The 18,345-nt window shown below is 30.8% G+C and carries 15 protein-coding genes and 1 tRNA gene; 7 read left to right on the top strand and 9 right to left on the bottom strand.

The annotated features are described in order from the left end of the window. Positions 1-30: 30 nt before the first annotated feature. The 4 genes from V8G69_RS15060 to V8G69_RS15075 are packed head-to-tail and all read right to left on the bottom strand — an operon-like array spanning position 31 to position 2,827. Entirely contained in the window at positions 31-618 is a 588-nt protein-coding gene (locus V8G69_RS15060) for a Maf-like protein (protein WP_394882930.1), read from the bottom strand. Further along, positions 618-1,535 (bottom strand): geranylgeranylglycerol-phosphate geranylgeranyltransferase, encoded by a 918-nt coding sequence (locus V8G69_RS15065; protein ID WP_394882932.1) that lies wholly within the window; start codon positions 1,533-1,535, stop codon positions 618-620. The genes V8G69_RS15060 and V8G69_RS15065 overlap by 1 nt, the downstream gene beginning before the upstream one ends. Positions 1,536-1,551: 16 nt before the next feature. After that, entirely contained in the window at positions 1,552-2,079 is a 528-nt protein-coding gene (locus tag V8G69_RS15070) for a KdsC family phosphatase (RefSeq protein WP_394882933.1), read from the bottom strand. Further along, positions 2,060-2,827: a Rossmann-like and DUF2520 domain-containing protein gene (locus tag V8G69_RS15075; protein ID WP_394882934.1), complete on the bottom strand. Its 768-nt coding sequence runs from the start codon at positions 2,825-2,827 to the stop codon at positions 2,060-2,062. The genes V8G69_RS15070 and V8G69_RS15075 overlap by 20 nt, the downstream gene beginning before the upstream one ends. A gap of 59 nt (positions 2,828-2,886) precedes the next feature. Between V8G69_RS15075 and V8G69_RS15080 the strand changes: the two genes are divergently transcribed. The 3 genes from V8G69_RS15080 to V8G69_RS15090 all read left to right on the top strand — a co-directional run bounded on the left by V8G69_RS15080 (position 2,887) and on the right by V8G69_RS15090 (position 7,248). Beyond that, positions 2,887-3,276 carry a group III truncated hemoglobin gene (locus V8G69_RS15080; RefSeq protein ID WP_394882935.1) on the top strand — a complete coding sequence of 130 codons (390 nt, stop codon included), beginning with the start codon at positions 2,887-2,889 and terminating at the stop codon, positions 3,274-3,276. Positions 3,277-3,378: 102 nt separating this feature from the next. Then, the gene (gene ccsA, locus V8G69_RS15085) at positions 3,379-6,567 is read left to right on the top strand and encodes a cytochrome c biogenesis protein CcsA (RefSeq protein ID WP_394882936.1); all 3,189 of its coding nucleotides are present in this window, start codon (positions 3,379-3,381) and stop codon (positions 6,565-6,567) included. A 102-nt stretch (positions 6,568-6,669) separates the two neighbouring features. Beyond that, the gene (locus tag V8G69_RS15090) at positions 6,670-7,248 is read left to right on the top strand and encodes a TMEM175 family protein (protein ID WP_394882937.1); all 579 of its coding nucleotides are present in this window, start codon (positions 6,670-6,672) and stop codon (positions 7,246-7,248) included. 9 nt (positions 7,249-7,257) lie between these two features. Here V8G69_RS15090 and V8G69_RS15095 read toward each other — a convergent pair whose 3' ends face one another. The 3 genes from V8G69_RS15095 to pckA all read right to left on the bottom strand — a co-directional run bounded on the left by V8G69_RS15095 (position 7,258) and on the right by pckA (position 9,629). Next, a complete protein-coding gene (locus V8G69_RS15095; protein WP_394882995.1) occupies positions 7,258-7,695 on the bottom strand; it encodes a DUF2490 domain-containing protein in 438 nt (145 codons plus the stop codon). A 14-nt stretch (positions 7,696-7,709) separates the two neighbouring features. Then, complete coding sequence (locus V8G69_RS15100) at positions 7,710-7,928, bottom strand: hypothetical protein (protein WP_394882938.1); 219 nt, start codon at positions 7,926-7,928, stop codon at positions 7,710-7,712. 69 nt (positions 7,929-7,997) lie between these two features. Next, positions 7,998-9,629: a phosphoenolpyruvate carboxykinase (ATP) gene (gene pckA / locus V8G69_RS15105; RefSeq protein WP_394882939.1), complete on the bottom strand. Its 1,632-nt coding sequence runs from the start codon at positions 9,627-9,629 to the stop codon at positions 7,998-8,000. Between the two features lie 373 nt (positions 9,630-10,002). Here pckA and bshB1 point away from each other — a divergent pair, with 373 nt between their 5' ends. Both bshB1 and V8G69_RS15115 read left to right on the top strand, forming a co-directional pair. Next, positions 10,003-10,722 (top strand): bacillithiol biosynthesis deacetylase BshB1, encoded by a 720-nt coding sequence (bshB1, locus tag V8G69_RS15110; protein ID WP_394882940.1) that lies wholly within the window; start codon positions 10,003-10,005, stop codon positions 10,720-10,722. 161 nt (positions 10,723-10,883) lie between these two features. After that, positions 10,884-10,959, top strand: a tRNA-His gene (locus tag V8G69_RS15115). Between the two features lie 77 nt (positions 10,960-11,036). Here the strand turns inward: V8G69_RS15115 and pheT are convergent. After that, positions 11,037-13,463, bottom strand: a complete 2,427-nt coding sequence (pheT, locus tag V8G69_RS15120; protein WP_394882942.1) for a phenylalanine--tRNA ligase subunit beta — start codon at positions 13,461-13,463, stop codon at positions 11,037-11,039. Between the two features lie 124 nt (positions 13,464-13,587). On the opposite strand from pheT, the gene V8G69_RS15125 reads away from it, so the two are divergent. Together V8G69_RS15125 and V8G69_RS15130 are read left to right on the top strand one after the other, a co-directional pair. Beyond that, on the top strand, positions 13,588-14,799 hold the full coding sequence (locus V8G69_RS15125) for a peroxiredoxin family protein (RefSeq protein WP_394882943.1): 1,212 nt from the start codon (positions 13,588-13,590) through the stop codon (positions 14,797-14,799). Positions 14,800-14,928: 129 nt separating this feature from the next. Then, positions 14,929-16,020 (top strand): DUF2911 domain-containing protein, encoded by a 1,092-nt coding sequence (locus V8G69_RS15130; protein WP_394882945.1) that lies wholly within the window; start codon positions 14,929-14,931, stop codon positions 16,018-16,020. A gap of 67 nt (positions 16,021-16,087) precedes the next feature. Here the strand turns inward: V8G69_RS15130 and recG are convergent, their stop codons facing one another. Beyond that, entirely contained in the window at positions 16,088-18,190 is a 2,103-nt protein-coding gene (gene recG / locus V8G69_RS15135; RefSeq protein WP_394882946.1) for an ATP-dependent DNA helicase RecG, read from the bottom strand. Positions 18,191-18,345: the final 155 nt, after the last annotated feature.

Raw genomic sequence — 18,345 nt, forward strand, 5'->3', positions numbered from 1 at the left:
CCAACATAAATATACGCTGGTTTTTGGTTTTTATTTAGTGATTTCTGAAAGCACTTTATATACAAGGTGTACAGGTAACCCCATAACATTAAAATATGAGCCTTCAATTTTAGTAACACCTATTTGTCCAATCCATTCTTGAATACCATAGGCTCCAGCCTTATCAAATGGCTTGCAGGTCTTTATGTAATAATTAATTTCATCATCTGTAAGGTTTTTAAAAGTCACTTTAGTAACATCGCTTAAAGTTTTTTGCGTTGTTTTTGTAGTAAAACAAACAGACGTAATAACTTCGTGCGTAGCATTACTGATTGATTTCAGCATATCAAATGCATCGTTTTCATCAATAGGTTTTCCTAAAGCTTTGTTGTTATGCCAAACAATAGTATCACTGGTGATAAGTACTTCTTTGTCTTTTAAATCATCTTTAAAAGGCAAAGCCTTTAATTGAGCTAAGTAATCACTTATTTCAAAATGACGTAATCTTAATGGGTATTCTTCAATTACAGGTTTTAACCTAATTTCAAAATCTAAACCTAAATCTTTAAAAAAAGATTGTCTTCTAGGTGACCCAGAAGCTAAAATAATATGATGGTCTTTTAATTTTTCGTTTAGCATTATGGTATTAAAATGATTTTGTATAACAAAATTGATAACATTCCAAACAACATAACTAATTTAAGAAGGTTGCTAATAACATGAAAATCCTTTTTTGTTTTAGCATTAAAAATTAATATGCTTAAATAAATAAGAGGAGCTATTATAAAAATCAAAAAATAGATGACAGCAATTGGTTGTTTGTAAAGATTACTGTTAACATAATAAATTACTGTTCCTAAAGGAATAAAAGATAATAGAAATAAAACTTTTGAAGCTTTTTCCTTGCCAATAACAATAGGTAATGTATGCATTCCAGATTTATAATCGCCATCAAAATCTTCTATGTCTTTAGTTATTTCGCGAATTAAATTTATAATGAAAGCAAACAAAGCATAGTCTAGCAGAATTCTGAAAAAAGCTAATTGAATACCTTGGTTTTGTGTTGTTATTGCTGGAATTAATTCAAAAATCCCAACGATTATAATGCTCAAAGCAACTAAAGCAGAAATAATTATGTTTCCAATTAAAAACATTTGTTTTAAATAACTGGCATATACATAGAGTAGTGCGGATACAACTACAAAAATTGAAAACAATTCACTTTTACCAACGGCATAAGAAACAAAAAATCCTAAGCCAACACCTAAAACATTGAGTATAATAAACAGGTTATAAGCTGTTTTTTCTGAAATTAATTTGCCTATAACTATTTTATCTGGTTTGTTAATAACATCGGTATCAATATCATAAATATCATTAATAATATTTCCTCCGGCTGCGATACAAAGAGTTGAAAATACCAATAGTGAAAATTCTAAAACATTTAGAGAAGTACTTATACCAAAAGGAAGCAAAAGACCATACTTAATTAGAATTTGAACTAAAGCAATCATTAACAGGTTTTTCCAACGGATAAGATTTAAAAAACTAGTCATGATTTTATTGTTTTAATCATACTTTAGCATCATAATTTTTATTCCATTTTTCCTGAACTTTTAAAACCTGTTCAATAACATCTCTAACCGCTCCAAAACCACCATTTTTATGGGAAATGTATTTAGAAATACTCTTTATTTCGGGTGCTGCATCTTGTGGGCAACATGGTAATCCCACACATTTCATCACAGGTAAATCTGGAATATCATCACCCATATAGAGCACATTTTCAGGTTTAATATTGTTGTTTTCAACATATTCGTTGAAATGCTCAATTTTATTATGTGAACCCAGATAAATATCTTTTATGCCCAATCCTTTTAATCTTGAACTAACACCTTTATCTGAACCACCAGTTATAATGCAAAAATTATATCCTAAATCTACGGCAGTTTTAATGGCGTATCCATCTCTAACACTCATTTTTCTAAGCAAGTCTCCTTTATCTGTGATTAGTACGGTACCGTCTGTTAATACACCATCTACATCAAAAATAAAAGTAGTAATATGTTGCAGGTATTCTTTATAGCTTTTTTCCTCCATGGGTTTTTTGTATTGATTTGGTTAATAGTTCATAAATAGCTTTATGTTCAGAACCTTCTAATTTTTTTAAATGCTTCTTTATTGTTTTTTTGTCATTCCTTTTTGCTGGACCCGTTTGAGCCATGTATGGCGAAATGGTTTGAACTTTATTGGCTGTTTCTAAAATAAGGGGTTTTAATATATCAAATTCAGTGCTCGTTGCTTCTGTAATTTCGTGTGCAATTCTGTATAAATGATTTGTGAAATTGTTTACAAATACAGCCGCTAAATGCAAAGAGCTTCTTTGATCGCTATTAACTCTGTAACTAGTACTTCCAATGGATTCCGCTAAAAGCTTCAATATACTAAAGTGTTCTTTGCTTGCTGTTTCAATACAAATGGGCACATTTGAAAAATTTATTTCTGCTTCTTTACTAAAAGTTTGAAGCGGATAAAATACGCCACGATGAAGTTTTTTATCTAAATCATACAAACCAACACTTCCAGAAGTATGGACTACAAGCTTGTTTTCAAATGGGAGTTGAGCAGAAACTTTTGCAACAGCATCATCACTAACAGCTATAATATAAACATCTGCTTCTTTTAAATTGGATAGGTTATCTGTTACCTCAACCAAGTTTTTATAATAATCAATAGATTTTAAATTTCTATTAAACCATTGATTTACAATTATATTTTCAGCCTTATTGAAAGCTTTAAATAAGTGTGTGGCAACATTTCCAGCGCCTAAAATAACTACAGAAATCATAATGCTAAAATAAGTAAGTATTGTGTTATATAAAAGCTATTCATGTATCTTTGTTTGATATGGAAAAAAAAGATATTAAAACTCGTGAAGACGTTTTTTTGTTGGTTTCATCATTTTATGATAAAGTTAGAAAAAATGAATTATTAGCTCCTTTTTTTAATGAAGCTATTAAGGATTGGGATGAACATTTAAATAGATTAACAACTTTTTGGGAATCAAATTTATTTTTAAAAACCAAATATTTAGGAAATCCATTAGAAGCTCATGCAAAAGTAGATCAAAATAACAATAACTCAATTTCTGAATTACATTTTGGTATTTGGATAAACCTTTGGTTTGAAACCATTGACGAATTATTTGTTGGTGATTATGCCGAAAACGCAAAAAGACGTGCTAGAAAGATGAGTACATTTTTATACCTTAAAATTTTTGAAGCAAGACAAAAATGAGCATTTAAAAATAAAATTTTAAGAAGTTTTTTATGATTTATATCATTTCTAAATAAACTAAATGCCATAAATTTGTTGAACTTTTAATAGATATCAATCACCATGTTAAACAAAATATCCAAAATTCTTTTTTCAACCCGATTAACCGCAGTTTTATTCCTAGTATTTGCAGGAGCAATGATAGCTGGAACATTTTTAGATGCCGGACAAAAAACATCTCCAACGCCTTTTACAAGAACATTAATTTATAATGCTTGGTGGTTTGAAGCTATTTTAGTGTTTTTTGTAATAAATTTTGCAGGTAATATTTTTAAATACAAACTTTATAAGAAAGAAAAATGGGCAACATTTTTATTGCATTTAGCCTTTGTTTTTATTCTTTTAGGTGCGTTTATAACAAGATATACAAGTTTTGAAGGCATGATGGCTATACGAGAAGGAGCCACCGAAAACAAATTCTTAACTCAAAAAACATATCTAACAGTCTATATTGATGGTGATTATAAAATTGATGGCGTTGCGCAACGTTTGCCTATTGAAAAAGAGGTAGATTTTTCGCCAAGACTAAATAATAAGTTTTCAATTAACACGAAGTACGATCAGCAACCGGTTAAAATCGAATTAGAGAAGTTTTTACAGGGAGCAGAAGAAGATATTGTTCCAGATGAAGCAGGTGATAATTATTTAAAAATAGTTGAAGCCAGTGATGGTGGTGCTCATAATCATTTCTTGAAAGAAGGACAGATAATGATTATTCATAATGTATTGTTTTCACTTAATTCTCCTACTAAGGGAGCCATAAATATTACTAATAATGACGATGGTATTTTTATTGAATCACCATTTGATGGAGAATACATGACCATGGCAACCATGGCTAAAGGTGATTTGGTTAAAGATAGTATTCAGCCTTTACATTTAAGATCTAGATATGTTATTGGTAATTTTCAAATGGTATTCCCTAAACCAGTTATTAAGGGTAAATTTGATTTGGTTAAAAAATCTCAAATGTTAAACACTTTTGATGAAGACGGTTTGTTGCTTAAAATAACAACAAATGGAGAAACTAAAACAGTTGGCGTACTAGGAGGTAAAGGCTCAAATAATGCTTTTAAAAAGGTTAAAATAGGAGGGTTGGACATAAATCTACAATATGGTGCAAAAGTACTTGAACTGCCATTTTCAATTAAATTAAATGATTTTGAAGCTGAACGTTACCCTGGGACAGAAAGAGGATATTCTTCGTATTCAAGTAAGGTAACAGTATTTGATAAAGAAAAAGGTGATTTTGATTATAAAATTTTCATGAATAACATCCTTGATCACAGAGGTTATCGTTTTTTTCAATCTAGTTTTGATCAAGATGAAAAAGGAACTGTATTATCTGTAAACCATGATTTTTGGGGAACATGGGTTACTTATATTGGATATTTTATGTTATTCTTTGGACTATTGGCTATTTTATTTACTAAGCATACACGTTTTGATTTCCTTAAAAATCAATTGGATGCAATTAAATCTAAAAAATCAAAGTTTCTTGCTATTCTTTTATTTTGTTTTGGATTGAATGCATTTTCCCAAGGACACTCTGAAAATGATGGTCATAATCATTCAAAACCAACAAAAACTCAAATAGATTCTGTTTTAAAGGCTAACATAACGCCAAAGAAACATGCCGATAAATTCGGACATTTAGTTATTCAAGACCTTAGTGGAAGAATGATGCCGATTAATACATATGCCTCAGAAATGCTTAGAAAATTAAGCAAAAATGATGCATATGAAGAGTTTGATGCTAATCAGGTATTTCTATCTATACAAGAAAGCCCAATGTTATGGTACAATACACCAATCATCTATTTAAAACTTCAAAAAGCAGATTCAATTAGACATTTAATTGGTCTTCCTAAAGAAGAAAAGTTTGCTACACTAGCCGATTTTTTTACAGAAAAGGGAGAATATAAATTAGCTCCGTTTCTTGATGAGGCTTATAAAGCTCAAGTACCAAATGCTTTTCAAAAAGAATTTAAAGAAGCTGATCAACGTGTAAATTTATTATATAATACCATTGAAGGTAGATCTCTTAAAATATTTCCTATTCCAGATGATGCTAATAATAAATGGACTTCTTCAACAGAATTTAGAACCAAAAATTACAATATAAAGGATTCTTTATATGCTAATTTTATCAACAATGGTTTTAGAGCATATTTAATGACTTTAAATGAAGCTAAACAATCTGGAAATTTTAAAGAAGCAGATAAACTTTTAAATGCATTTAAAAAGACTCAACATCAGTATGGTGCATCAGTAATGATGAGTGATAAAAAAGTAAAGACCGAAGTGTTATATAACAAGTATGATATCTTTAAAAAACTGTTTAGTTGGTATATGTACGCAGGTTCTTTACTTTTTATAATTCTTATAATTCAGATTTTTAAAAGCAAAAGTAAGCTACTAAAAGTATTGATTAATATATTTAAAATTTCAATCCTTTTATTATTTATTCTTCATACAGCAGGTTTGATTGCTCGTTGGTATATATCTGGTCATGCGCCTTGGAGTGATGCTTACGAATCCATGATTTATGTTGCTTGGGCAACTATGTTATTTGGTTTATTGTTTGGTAGAAAAAGTGATCTTACTATTGCATCAACTGCATTTGTTGCTTCAATGATATTAATGGTGGCACATTGGAACTGGATGGATCCTGCAATTGCTAATTTACAACCAGTTTTAAACAGTTATTGGTTGATGATTCACGTAGCTGTGATTGTTGCTAGTTACGGGCCGTTTACATTAGGGATGATATTAGGATTAGTTGCTTTGTTCTTAATGATATTCACTAATAAAGAGAATAAAGAAAAAATGATAGTTAACATCAATGAACTATCAATAATTAACGAAATGTCCTTAACAGTTGGTTTAGTTATGTTAACAATTGGGAACTTTTTAGGAGGTATGTGGGCCAATGAAAGTTGGGGACGTTATTGGGGCTGGGATCCAAAAGAAACTTGGGCTCTTATAAGTATTATGGTTTATGCTTTTGTAATTCATATGCGATTGGTTCCAGGTTTAAGAGGACGTTGGTTTTTTAATCTTATGTCTGTAGCAGCCTATTCAAGTATTATGATGACTTATTTCGGGGTTAATTTTTATTTAGCAGGATTGCATTCTTATGCCAGTGGTGATCAAATAGTGAGTGTTAAATTTATAGTTGGCGCTGTTTTATTTTTAGCTATTGTTGGCTATTTTGCTTACAGAAAATATATTAAATACTTGAAAAAGTAATTAAAACAATCAATAAGCATCAAGGTTTAGCTTGATGCTTAACTTACTTTGTTTTTGTTCAGATTAAATTTATAAATTAGTAATTTATAAAACATTAATTTGATGACAAAAGGACGTTTAGAAGCATTTACCGATGGGGTTTTGGCCATAATCATAACAATTATGGTTTTAGAATTGAAAGTTCCTCATGGAGGGAATTTTGAAGATTTGAAACCATTACTGCCTATTTTTAGCAGCTACGTCTTAAGCTTTATTTATTTAGCAATTTATTGGAATAATCATCATCACATGATGCAAACCGTTAAGCAAGTTAACGGAAGAATGCTTTGGGCAAATATGCATCTATTGTTTTGGTTATCTATTATACCATTTGTAACAGGCTGGATGGGTGAAAACCATTTTACCATTGCTTCTGTATTTTTATATGGTATTATATTGCTTTTTGCTTCAATTGCTTATTGGATTTTGCAAACCATAATAATAAAAAGCCATGGAAACGAGTCTATATTAGTAAAGGCTCTTGGCAAAGACTTAAAAGGAAAAATGTCTCCAATACTATATATTATTGGTAGTTTGAGCGCTTTTTATAATATATGGATTTCTGGTGCTGTTTACATTTCAGTCGCAATTATTTGGCTTATTCCCGATAAAAGGATTGAGAAAGCTTTAAAAGGAAATTGATTTCTAATTTTAGGCTTTATAACGATTGGTTTTAATATTAATAACTACTTGAAGTCTATTTATAAAAGCACCATTTATTTTTTGATTCAAATAACCCAATTCTATATTATTGAATTTTGAAATGTGAATTCCAAGGGCTGTGTAAAAACGGTTTTCTGTAAACACTTTGCTTTCTAAGTTGGCAAAAACCTCATCATTAATTAAAACAAACAACGATTTATTCAGATTTACCGAAGCCCCAAGTTGATAGCGAATTCTATTAAGGGTTGTATTTTTATCCAAATCATTCAAAAATCTGTTTTCAAGCCTTAATCTATTTGTAATTGTTAAATAATCAATATTATGTTTATAGCATATCTGTTCGTATAATCTATTTTCAAATAGATGGGTTTCTCCAGTAGCTTCTATGCTTCTGTCAACATCTAAATGACTATAATTTAATGTAATCGAAGTTTTAGGTGTTAAATGTAATTGATTCCTGAAGAAAGCAGCATGAGGTTAAAATTACTTGTTGGTTCAAAAAAACGAAATTGTACACCGGTTTTAAAACTCACCTTGTTTGAAATGGCGTGTGTACCATCATATATATACCATGAACCAAACTTGTTTTTTGTGTTAACTTGTGCGTAAGATTGTGTAATAAAGACAAGTACTAATATAAAGAGTCTTTTAGTTGTCATTGAAATTTAAATGGAAATAAAAAAAGGAGCTTATCATTTTAAGCTCCCTTCTTTTTTTAAACTAATCTATTATATGTGTTCTTCTAAATGGTGGTGTTCATCAATTAGTGGACCACCTTCCATAATTTGTTGTGAAGCTTCATTAGCAAATTTTTCAAAGTTTAAGTGGAATGAATGTGCTAATTGAATGGCTTTACTAATATATCCACCTTTTTGTAGCCAAGTGTTTATTGGATCTAAAATCTCAATAGGCACATTTGGACAATATTTAGGCATATATAAACCAAAGATTGGGTGTTGATGGAATTCTACGTTATCTAATTCACCTTTTAAAATAGAGGTAATCATAGCACGTGTATATTTCAATTTAATTCTAGAACCAACTCCGTGAGGTCCACCGCTCCATCCGGTATTGATTAACCAAACATTTACACCAGCATCTTGCATTTTTTTACTTAACATTTCAGCATATACAGTTGGGTGTAATGGCATAAATGGTGCTCCAAAACAAGCAGAGAATGATGGTACTGGTTCAGTGATTCCTGCTTCAGTTCCTGCAACTTTTGCTGTATAACCAGAAATAAAATGGTATGCAGCTTGACCAGGTGTTAATTTAGAAACTGGAGGCAATACACCAAAAGCATCTGCAGTTAAGAAGAAAATGTTTTTAGGATTTCCTGCGTAAGAAGGTACTTGAATATTGTCTATGTGATCAATTGGGTAACTTACTCTCGTGTTTTGAGTAATAGTTCCATCAATATAATCAACTTCTTTGGTTCCTTTTTTGAATACTATATTTTCTAATAAGGCCCCAGGTTTAATAGCTCTAAAAATGTCTGGTTCTTTTTCTTCTGTTAAATCAATCACTTTTGCATAACATCCGCCTTCAAAATTGAATATTGTATTTTCAGCAGTCCATCCGTGTTCGTCATCACCAATTAATTTACGATTTGGATCTGCAGATAAAGTTGTTTTTCCTGTTCCAGATAGACCAAAGAAAATAGCAGTATCTCCTTCTTCTCCATAGTTTGCAGAACAGTGCATTGGTAATACATTTTTATCAGTAGGTAAAATCATGTTCAAAGCAGAGAAAATACCTTTTTTAATTTCACCAGTATAAGCAGAACCACCTACTAATGCAATTTTTTTAGTAAAGTTTAAAATAGAAAAATTACCTTGACGAATACCATAAGCTGCAGGATCAGGACACACATAACCTGGAGCACAAAGTACCAACCAATCTTCTTCAAAACTCTCTAATTCTACAGGATCTAAACGTAAGAACATGTTGTAAGCAAATAGGTTAGACCAAGCATATTCTGTAATGGTTCTAACATTCATTCTGTATTTAGGATCAGCACATACTGCAGCGTCTCTAGCGTAAATTTCTTTTCCTGAAAGATAATTTAATATTTCATTTTCTAATTTTTCGAAATTTTCTGGAGAAACAGGTTTGTTAATGTTACCCCACCAAACCCTATCTTTAGTGTAATCATCCTTAACTATAAAACGATCTTGAGGAGATCTTCCAGTAAATTTTCCAGTATAAATAGCTAAAGTACCGTTTTCTGTTTCTACACCACCTTCTTTTTCAACTGCAATTTTTTGAAGCTCTTTTGGTGATAAATTCCAATGTGCATTAACATTTTTTAAACCATACTTTTCCAAGTTTGTATTTAATAAGGTTGCTGATTCATTCATGTTGTTTAAGTTTTTAATTTGTATTAATTGCCCTTTTCTTGGCCTCTGTAATTAATTATTTTTTTTACATTATAAAATTACAGAGCATGAATGCTTTTATTTATGACAAATATCATAATTCACTTAAGTGCCTCATTTTTCAATAATTATCAAAATTTTTGATAATTAAATTTTAAAAAAATTAGCGAAAACGTAATAGAATTATTGAGTTATTATTAAACTTGTTTATTTTGTATGAAAATTTAAACTTTAATTGATATTCTAATAAAAAAAATGATGATTATTGAATAAAAAAACATCAAGTAGTAAATTATTTTGCAATAATTATTGACTTTTGTATTGCTCTTTTTAGGGTTTAATAAAATTATAATATATGAAATTAGATATTCTCGCCATTGGTGCTCATCCAGATGATGTAGAGTTAGGTTGTGCCGCTACTTTAGCTAAAGAAATTACTAATGGAAAAAAAGTTGGTATTATTGACTTAACACAAGGCGAACTAGGAACAAGAGGTAATGAAAAAACAAGGTTTGAGGAAGCTCAAAATGCAGCAAATATTTTAGGAGTTGATATTAGAGTCAATATGAAGTTTGCTGACGGGTTCTTTAAAAATGATAAAGAGCATCAATTAGCAGTGATTAAAATGATTCGTAAATATCAACCAGAAATTGTTATCTGTAATGCTATTGAAGACAGACATATTGACCATGCAAAAGGAAGCCAGTTAGTTTGTGATGCTTGTTTTTTAAGCGGATTGTTAAAAATTGAGACAAAAGATGATGAAGGAAAGTTGCAAAAACCATGGAGACCTAAACAAGTTTACCATTATATACAATGGAAGAACCTTGAACCGGACATCATTGTAGATGTTTCTGGTTTTATGGACATTAAAATGGATTCTGTAATGGCTTATAAAACGCAATTTTACGATGCCAATAGTAAAGAACCAATTACTCCAATTGCAACAAAAAATTTTACAGAAAATATAAAAAACAGAGCTATTGATATGGGAAGATTAATAGGAGTGGAGTATGGGGAAGGTTTTACTGTTGATAGAAATATTGCTGTTGAGAGTTTATTTAATTTGAAATAGTACGTATAATTAAGTTGAATAATTAAAAATTAGTAACAAAGTTTTTTCTAATTTATTGATTTACTGAAGTATTTAAAATTCCTTTTAAAATATTAATAAAAATCTTTGTAGAAAAACTGAAATCAGTTACATTTGCACACGCATTCAAAAATGCGCTACATGGTGGTTGTAGCTCAGCTGGTTAGAGCATTGGTTTGTGGTACCAAGGGTCGCCGGTTCGAACCCGGTCTTCCACCCAAAAAGATAAAGCCTTTCAATTTATTGAAAGGCTTTTTTTGTGTCTGTAATCAAATAATATTGCAAACTGTTGTTTGTTATCTGAGTTCTGCTCCAAGTTCTTTTTCAAAATTGCCCTGAAGATTTTTCATTATTTTATCAATTTGACTATCGGTAAGTGTTTTGTTTTCATCTTGTAATGTAAAACTAACAGCATAACTCTTTTTGCCTTGTGGTAAGTTTTTACCTTGGTAAACATCAAACAGACTCACTTTTTTAAGCAATTGTCTTTCTGTTTTATTTGCAATACTATGAATGTCTTTAAAACTTACATTGTCATCTAAAAGCAAAGCAAAATCACGGCGAACCTCTGGATATTTGGCAATAGCTTTAAATGTAATTTTGTTACGTTTTATAATATCAAGTATAGATTCCCAATTAAAATCCGCAAAAACAACTTCTTGCGAAATATCAAAATGTTTTAAAATAGGTTTTTTAACCAAACCAAAGTCAACAAGCTTCATTTTGCCCAATCCTATTTCTAATCCTTCACTGAATAAATCATTACTTATTGGAGATTCTTGAACTCTATTGATTCCCAAACGTTCTAAAATTGCACAAATGATTCCTTTCATAAAGAAAAAATCACTTTTTTTATTTGCGTAAATCCAAGTGTCATTATTTTGATTTCCAGAAGCAAATAAGGTTAAATGCTTGTGTTCTTCACGGTTATTTTCAAAATTATGATATGTTTTACCAAATTCAAATAGTTTCAAGTCTAAACGCTTTCTGTTTAAATTATAAGAAACAACTTCTAAACCAGAGAAAAGTAATGATTGCCTCATTACTGATAAGTCATTACTTAAGGGATTTAAAATAGTTACATTATGCTCTTCCTTTAATTGTTCACTAAGACTGATGTAATTTGGAGTGGTTAACGAATTAGCCAATATTTCGTAAAACCCTTGCGATACTAATTGGTTCCCTACTATATTTTGAATTTTATGATCTTCAAATTTTGAAGTACTTGAAATTGAAGCATTTAATTTATCGGTAGTATTAATGTTATTGTAACCGTAAATTCTTAAAATTTCTTCAATAATATCAGCTTCCCTTTGTACATCATTTCTATAGGAAGGAACGGTTAGACCTAAACCAGTTTCGGTAACATTGTTTATTTTTATTTCTAAAGAAGTTAAAATGCGTTTAATAATGTCTCTTGGGATTTCTTCACCAATTAGTTTTTTGGCGTTATCGAAACTTAATCGAACTTGAAAATCTTCAATTTTATTAGGATAAATATCAACAATATCACTAGTAATTTCTCCACCAGCAATATCCTGTATTAAAAGAGCGGCACGTTTTAAAGCAAACTCTGTTAGATTAGGGTCAATCCCTCGTTCAAATCTAAAAGATGCATCTGTATTTAATCCATGTCTTTTTGCCGATTTACGAATACTTACTGGATTGAAATAGGCGCTTTCTAAAAATATGCTTGTAGTTGATTCTGAAACACCTGAATTTATACCACCAAAAACACCAGCAATACACATTGCTTTTTCGGAATCACAAATCATTAAATCTTCATCAGATAACGTTCTTTCAACACCATCGAGTGTTGTGAATTTTGTACCATCTTTAACAGTTTTAACTTCAATTTTATTTCCTTTTATTTTCACTGCATCAAAAGCATGAAGCGGTTGACCTAAATCATGTAGAACATAGTTTGTTGCATCAACTATATTATTGATAGGGGAAAGCCCAATTGCTTTTAATCTGTGTTGCAACCATTCAGGTGAAGCTTCAACCTTTATTCCAGAAATAGTAACTCCACAATAACGAGGTGCTAATTCTTTATTTTTAACATCAACATCAATTTTTAATAACCTATTGTCAGTATGAAAAGCACTAACAGAAGGAGTTATAAGTTCAAGTGATAAATCTTTTTGAAGTAAACCAGCTTTTAAGTCTCTAGCTGTTCCTAAATGACTCATGGCATCTGCTCTGTTCGGTGTTAAACCAATCTCGAAAACATGATCATTTTCTACTTTAAAAACTTTAGAAGCTAATGTGCCCACAGGAATGCTTTCGTCTAGAATCATAATGCCATCATGAGATGCACCTAGACCAAGTTCGTCTTCAGCACAAATCATTCCATGACTTTCCTCTCCACGAATCTTGCCCTTTTTTATGGTCCAGGCTTCGCCTTCGGCAGAATATAAAATTGTTCCAATAGTAGCAACAGGTACTTTTTGACCTTCTGCAACATTTGGAGCTCCACAAACAATTTGTAATGGTTCGGTTTCCCCTATATCAACGGTTGTTAGTTTTAGTTTATCTGCATTTGGATGCTGAACACATGTTAAGACTTTTCCAATAACGACACCTTCTAAACCACCTTTAACTGACTGATAAGCTTCAATGCCTTCAACTTCTAATCCTAAATCTGTAAGTAACTCTGCAGTTTGTTCTGGCGACCAATCAATCTTTATAAATTGTTTCAACCAATTATATGAAATCTTCATTTTCTATTTTTAAATAAGGTCACAAAGATAAGAATACTGAATAGTAATAGAAATGGTAAATTATTTTTATTTATAAGTTTTTTAGATATCTTTCGAATAATTATTGAAACTTATGAAAATTGCAATGAAAAATACATTCATTTTAGTAGTTGTACTGATTTTTTGTTCGTGTAAAGAAGTACCCGAAGCGTTGCAATTAGGTACTTACAGAGCAACTCTAAAAGTGAATGACACTTTAGATTTACCATTTAATTTTGAAGTTACTTCAAGCACTTCCTTAAAAATATTTAATGCTGATGAAATTATATCTGTAGAAGATATAACTTATGAAAATGATTCAGTTAAAATACAAATGCCCGTATTTGAAGGCTATATAAAAGCAAAAATTTCAAAAAACATGCTGAATGGCAGTTTTATAAAGGAAAGCTTGAACAGAATAGTTCCTTTTAAAGCAGAATTCAATAAAGAAAACCGTTTTGAAGTTGCTAATGAAACCCCACAATATGATGTTTCAGGAAATTGGGAAACTGTTTTTAGCCAAGGAATAGAAGAGGATGAATATGCAGCCAAAGGCATTTTTAAGCAAACAGGTAATGTTGTTACTGGGACTTTTAGAACAACAACAGGTGATTACAGATACCTTGATGGTGTTATGGATGGGAATATACTAAAGCTATCTGCTTTTGATGGATCTCATGCCTTTTTGTTTGTTGCAATAGTTAAGGACAGCACCATGGAAGGAATTTTTTATTCTGGTAACCATTTTAAAGAACCATTTGTAGCAAAACGAAATGCTACGTTTGAATTACCAGACGAAAACGAGCTAACTTTTTTAAAAGAAGGATATGATCGTATCGATTTTACGTTTCCTGATGCAGATGGTAAGATGGTGTCTTTAAATGATGATGAGTTTAAAAATAAAGTTGTTGTACTACAAATTATGGGAACTTGGTGCCCTAACTGTTTAGATGAAAGTAAGTTTTATTCAGAATACTATAAAAACAATAAAAATAAAGGTGTAGAATTTATTGGATTGGCTTTTGAATATGTTAAATCGCCTGAAGCTGCTTTTAAAAATATATCACGTTTAAAGGAACATGTTGGAATAAATTATCCTGTATTACTAGCTCAATATGGTAGTACAAATAAAAAATTAGCCCAAGAAAAACTACCAATGCTTAATCATGTATTGTCTTATCCAACTTCTATTATTATAGACAAAACAGGTAAGGTTCGTAAAATACATACAGGTTTTAATGGGCCAGCTACAGGTGAAAAGTATATTGAGTTTAAAAATGAGTTTGATAGTTTTATAAATGTTTTATTGAACGAGTAATCTCTTCCTTTTACTTTTTCTTAATAAATAGTTAATTAACAGTTTATGCCTTTGCTTTAACAAATCCATAACAAGGAGCAAACATATTAGTAATTAAATTGTTGGTGTAAATCAATAAATCTAACTAAAATGAAAACTAACAGTATTACAAATTTTATTCTTGGTATATTTTGTGTTTTTAGCTTAAATTCCTTTGCGCAATTAAATTTACCAAGAAGTAGTCAAATGGCAACCACATCTCAGCGTGTAGGCATTACAGATATTACAATTAATTATTCACGACCAAGTGTAAATGGAAGAGAGGTTTGGGGAAAATTGGTTCCTTACGGAATGAATAATTTAGGATTTGGTACAGCTACAGAAGCTCCTTGGCGAGCTGGTGCTAATGAAAACACAACCATAACATTTACGGACGATGTTCAGGTTGAAGGACAGCCTATTAATGCTGGTACATACGGATTTCATGTAGAAGTAAAGCCAAATGATAAAGCAACTGTTATTTTTTCAAAAGACTCAAAATCTTGGGGAAGTTTTTTCTATGACAAAAATAATGACGCATTAAGGGTAGATGTAGATACAAAAACAGTCATTAATACAGATTTGTTAACTTATGAGTTTACTTCAGTTTCACCAACAACCACAACAGTTTCATTATTTTGGGAAAAAAAGGAAATTCCATTTACTATAACTGTTCCTGTTTCTGAAATTGTTTTAAAAGATATTAGGGAAGAATTAAAAGGACAGCAGGGATTTATACGCCAAAACTGGGAACAAGCTGCAAATTATGCATTAAATAATGGAGATAATTTAGATGAAGCTTTAGGTTGGATTGATAATGCCATTGCTGGTCAGTTTTTCAGCCAAAAGACTTTTAACAATTTAGCCATTAAAGGACAAATACTTAAAAAACAAGGTAAAACTCTTGAATATGCTATGCTTATGGATGAAGCTTCTGAAATGGCTAATAAAGCACAATTAAACAATTTGGGCTATCAAATGTTAAACGCAAAAGATTATGATCGTGCGCTTAAGTATTTTAAAGCAAATGTAAAGAATAACCCTAATGACGCTAATGGATACGATAGTTTAGGAGAAGCTTATAAAACAATGGGAGACAAGAAAAATGCTATAAAAAATTTAAAGAAAGCTTTGTCTTTAAACCCACCTGCTAATGTAAAAGCTAATTCAGAAAAATTATTAACAGAATTAGATGCACTATAAAAACAACAAAAATTTCATCAATCAAAAAAGAATACTGTGTTCTTTGCCCGATTTAATCGGGCTTTTTTTAGCTTATGTAATTCCAAATATTCTTGTATTTACTTAGTTGTTTGTAGGTCTCCAATAAAACTTTGTTTTCATTTTGGATTAATGCAGGGTCATTATTTAATATTTTTTTAGCATAAAATCTTGCTAATTGTAAAATATCTTTATCTTTTATAATATCTGCAATTTTTAAATTTAAAACGCCACTTTGTTGTGTTCCCATAAGATCTCCAGGTCCACGCAATTTTAAATCTACTTCAGCAATTTCAAAACCATCATTGGTTCTTACCATGGTTTGTAATCTGGTTTTGCTATCATCACTCAGCTTGTGGCTGGTCATTAAAATACAATAGCTTTGTTCTGCACCTCTACCTACACGTCCTCTTAATTGGTGCAATTGGGATAAACCAAAACGTTCTGCACTTTCGATAATCATAACAGAGGCATTTGGAACATTTACACCAACTTCAATTACTGTGGTTGCAACCATAATTTGTGTTTCGCCTTTAATAAAACGTTGCATTTCATAATCTTTATCAGCAGGTTTCATTTTTCCGTGTACAATGGATATTTGATAGTCTGGCAACGGAAAGTCTCTCACAATACTTTCATAACCATCCATTAAATCTTTATAATCCATAGCGGCGCTTTCTTGAATTAAAGGATAGACAATGTATATTTGTCTGCCTTTAGAAATTTCATCTCTAAGAAACTTAAAGACGTTAAGTCGATTTTTATCATAACGATGCACAGTCTTTATAGCCTTTCTTCCTGGTGGTAATTCGTCTATAACTGAAATATCTAAATCACCATAAATAGACATGGCCAAGGTTCGAGGAATAGGGGTAGCTGTCATTACCAAAACGTGTGGAGGTGATGAATTTTTGTGCCATAATTTACTGCGTTGGGCAACTCCAAATCGGTGCTGTTCATCAATAATTGCAAGCCCTAAATTTTTAAATTTGACCTTGCTTTCAAGTAAGGCATGTGTCCCAATTAAGATGTTTAATTCGCCATTTTCTAAAGATTCATGAATTTTGTTTCTTTCTGAAGTTTTAGTTGAACCAGTTAATAATGATATATTGATATTCAATTGTTTACATAATTCATATAATCCATTAAAGTGTTGTACTGACAAAATTTCAGTCGGAGCCATTAAACAGGCTTGAAAACCGTTGTCAAGTGCCATTAACATTGACATTAACGCAACTATGGTCTTTCCTGAGCCAACATCACCTTGTAGTAATCTATTCATTTGTGCATTACTACCTAAATCGGCTCTAATTTCTTTAATAACCCGTTTCTGAGCATTGGTTAATTCGAAAGGTAGATGCTCTTTGTAAAAGGTGTTAAAAAGAGTGCCGACCTGAGTAAATGGAAATCCTTTGATTTTAGATTTATGGATTAGATTTTTTATGATAAACTGCAACTGAATATAGAAGAATTCTTCAAATTTTAACCGATATTGAGCTCGCGCTAAAAGCTCTTGATTTTTTGGAAAATGAACATTAAAAAGCGCTTCACTTTTTCCGAGTAGCTTTAATTCATCAAGTAAATTATGGGAAAGTGTTTCAGTAAATCTGCCTTTGGTTTCTAAAAATAACTGTTGCATGATTTTTATGATCACGCGGTTTGTAACACCTTTATTGGTTAGTTTTTCTGTAGAAGGATAAACGGGCTGCATAGCGGATTGAAGATTTTTTTGATGGTTTTCAATAAATTCCATTTCAGGATGTGGCATGTTAAACTTGCCATTAAACCAGTTGGTGCGTCCAAAAATTACATATGGCTTATTTAATTTCAGTCCTTCTCGAATCCACTTATGACCTCTAAACCAAACTAATTCCATAGCGCTAGAATCATCTTTAAAAGTAGCCACAAGTCGTTTTGATCTGCCTTCACCAACTTCTTCCAGCTTCACTATTGTTCCAATAATTTGAACATCGGCATTATTACGTTGCAACTGGCTTATTTTGTAATAGTGTGTCCTATCTATATATCTGTTTGGAAATAAATTAATTAAATCTTGATAGGTATGAATACCCAGTTCCTTTCGCAACAAATCTGCGCGATTAGGACCAACGCCTTTTAAATAATCAATAGGAGTTTGTAGAGTAGTATTCATGAAACTAAAATAATTCTTTTGTTGGTAAGTACAAGAAAGAATTAGAACTCAAATTTATTAAATTCACAATAACTACTTTGATTTTGATTATTTTTATTGATAATAAAGATTTCTTTTTAAAAATTGTTTAAATCAATTAGTATCTTGCTTATAAT

The organism is Gaetbulibacter sp. M235 (assembly GCF_043876835.1).
In the GTDB taxonomy this organism is placed as follows: domain Bacteria; phylum Bacteroidota; class Bacteroidia; order Flavobacteriales; family Flavobacteriaceae; genus Yeosuana.

Bases quoted from the DNA above. Each gene is read 5' to 3' on its own strand.
- ccsA (WP_394882936.1), top strand. From the start codon at position 3,379: ATGTTAAACAAAATATCCAAAATTCTTTTTTCAACCCGATTAACCGCA.
- V8G69_RS15080 (WP_394882935.1), top strand. From the start codon at position 2,887: ATGGAAAAAAAAGATATTAAAACTCGTGAAGACGTTTTTTTGTTGGTT.
- V8G69_RS15090 (WP_394882937.1), top strand. From the start codon at position 6,670: ATGACAAAAGGACGTTTAGAAGCATTTACCGATGGGGTTTTGGCCATA.
- pheT (WP_394882942.1), bottom strand. From the start codon at position 13,463: ATGAAGATTTCATATAATTGGTTGAAACAATTTATAAAGATTGATTGG.
- bshB1 (WP_394882940.1), top strand. From the start codon at position 10,003: ATGAAATTAGATATTCTCGCCATTGGTGCTCATCCAGATGATGTAGAG.
- pckA (WP_394882939.1), bottom strand. From the start codon at position 9,629: ATGAATGAATCAGCAACCTTATTAAATACAAACTTGGAAAAGTATGGT.
- V8G69_RS15125 (WP_394882943.1), top strand. From the start codon at position 13,588: ATGAAAAATACATTCATTTTAGTAGTTGTACTGATTTTTTGTTCGTGT.
- V8G69_RS15130 (WP_394882945.1), top strand. From the start codon at position 14,929: ATGAAAACTAACAGTATTACAAATTTTATTCTTGGTATATTTTGTGTT.
- V8G69_RS15100 (WP_394882938.1), bottom strand. From the start codon at position 7,928: ATGACAACTAAAAGACTCTTTATATTAGTACTTGTCTTTATTACACAA.
- recG (WP_394882946.1), bottom strand. From the start codon at position 18,190: ATGAATACTACTCTACAAACTCCTATTGATTATTTAAAAGGCGTTGGT.
- V8G69_RS15075 (WP_394882934.1), bottom strand. From the start codon at position 2,827: ATGATTTCTGTAGTTATTTTAGGCGCTGGAAATGTTGCCACACACTTA.
- V8G69_RS15070 (WP_394882933.1), bottom strand. From the start codon at position 2,079: ATGGAGGAAAAAAGCTATAAAGAATACCTGCAACATATTACTACTTTT.
- V8G69_RS15060 (WP_394882930.1), bottom strand. From the start codon at position 618: ATGCTAAACGAAAAATTAAAAGACCATCATATTATTTTAGCTTCTGGG.
- V8G69_RS15065 (WP_394882932.1), bottom strand. From the start codon at position 1,535: ATGACTAGTTTTTTAAATCTTATCCGTTGGAAAAACCTGTTAATGATT.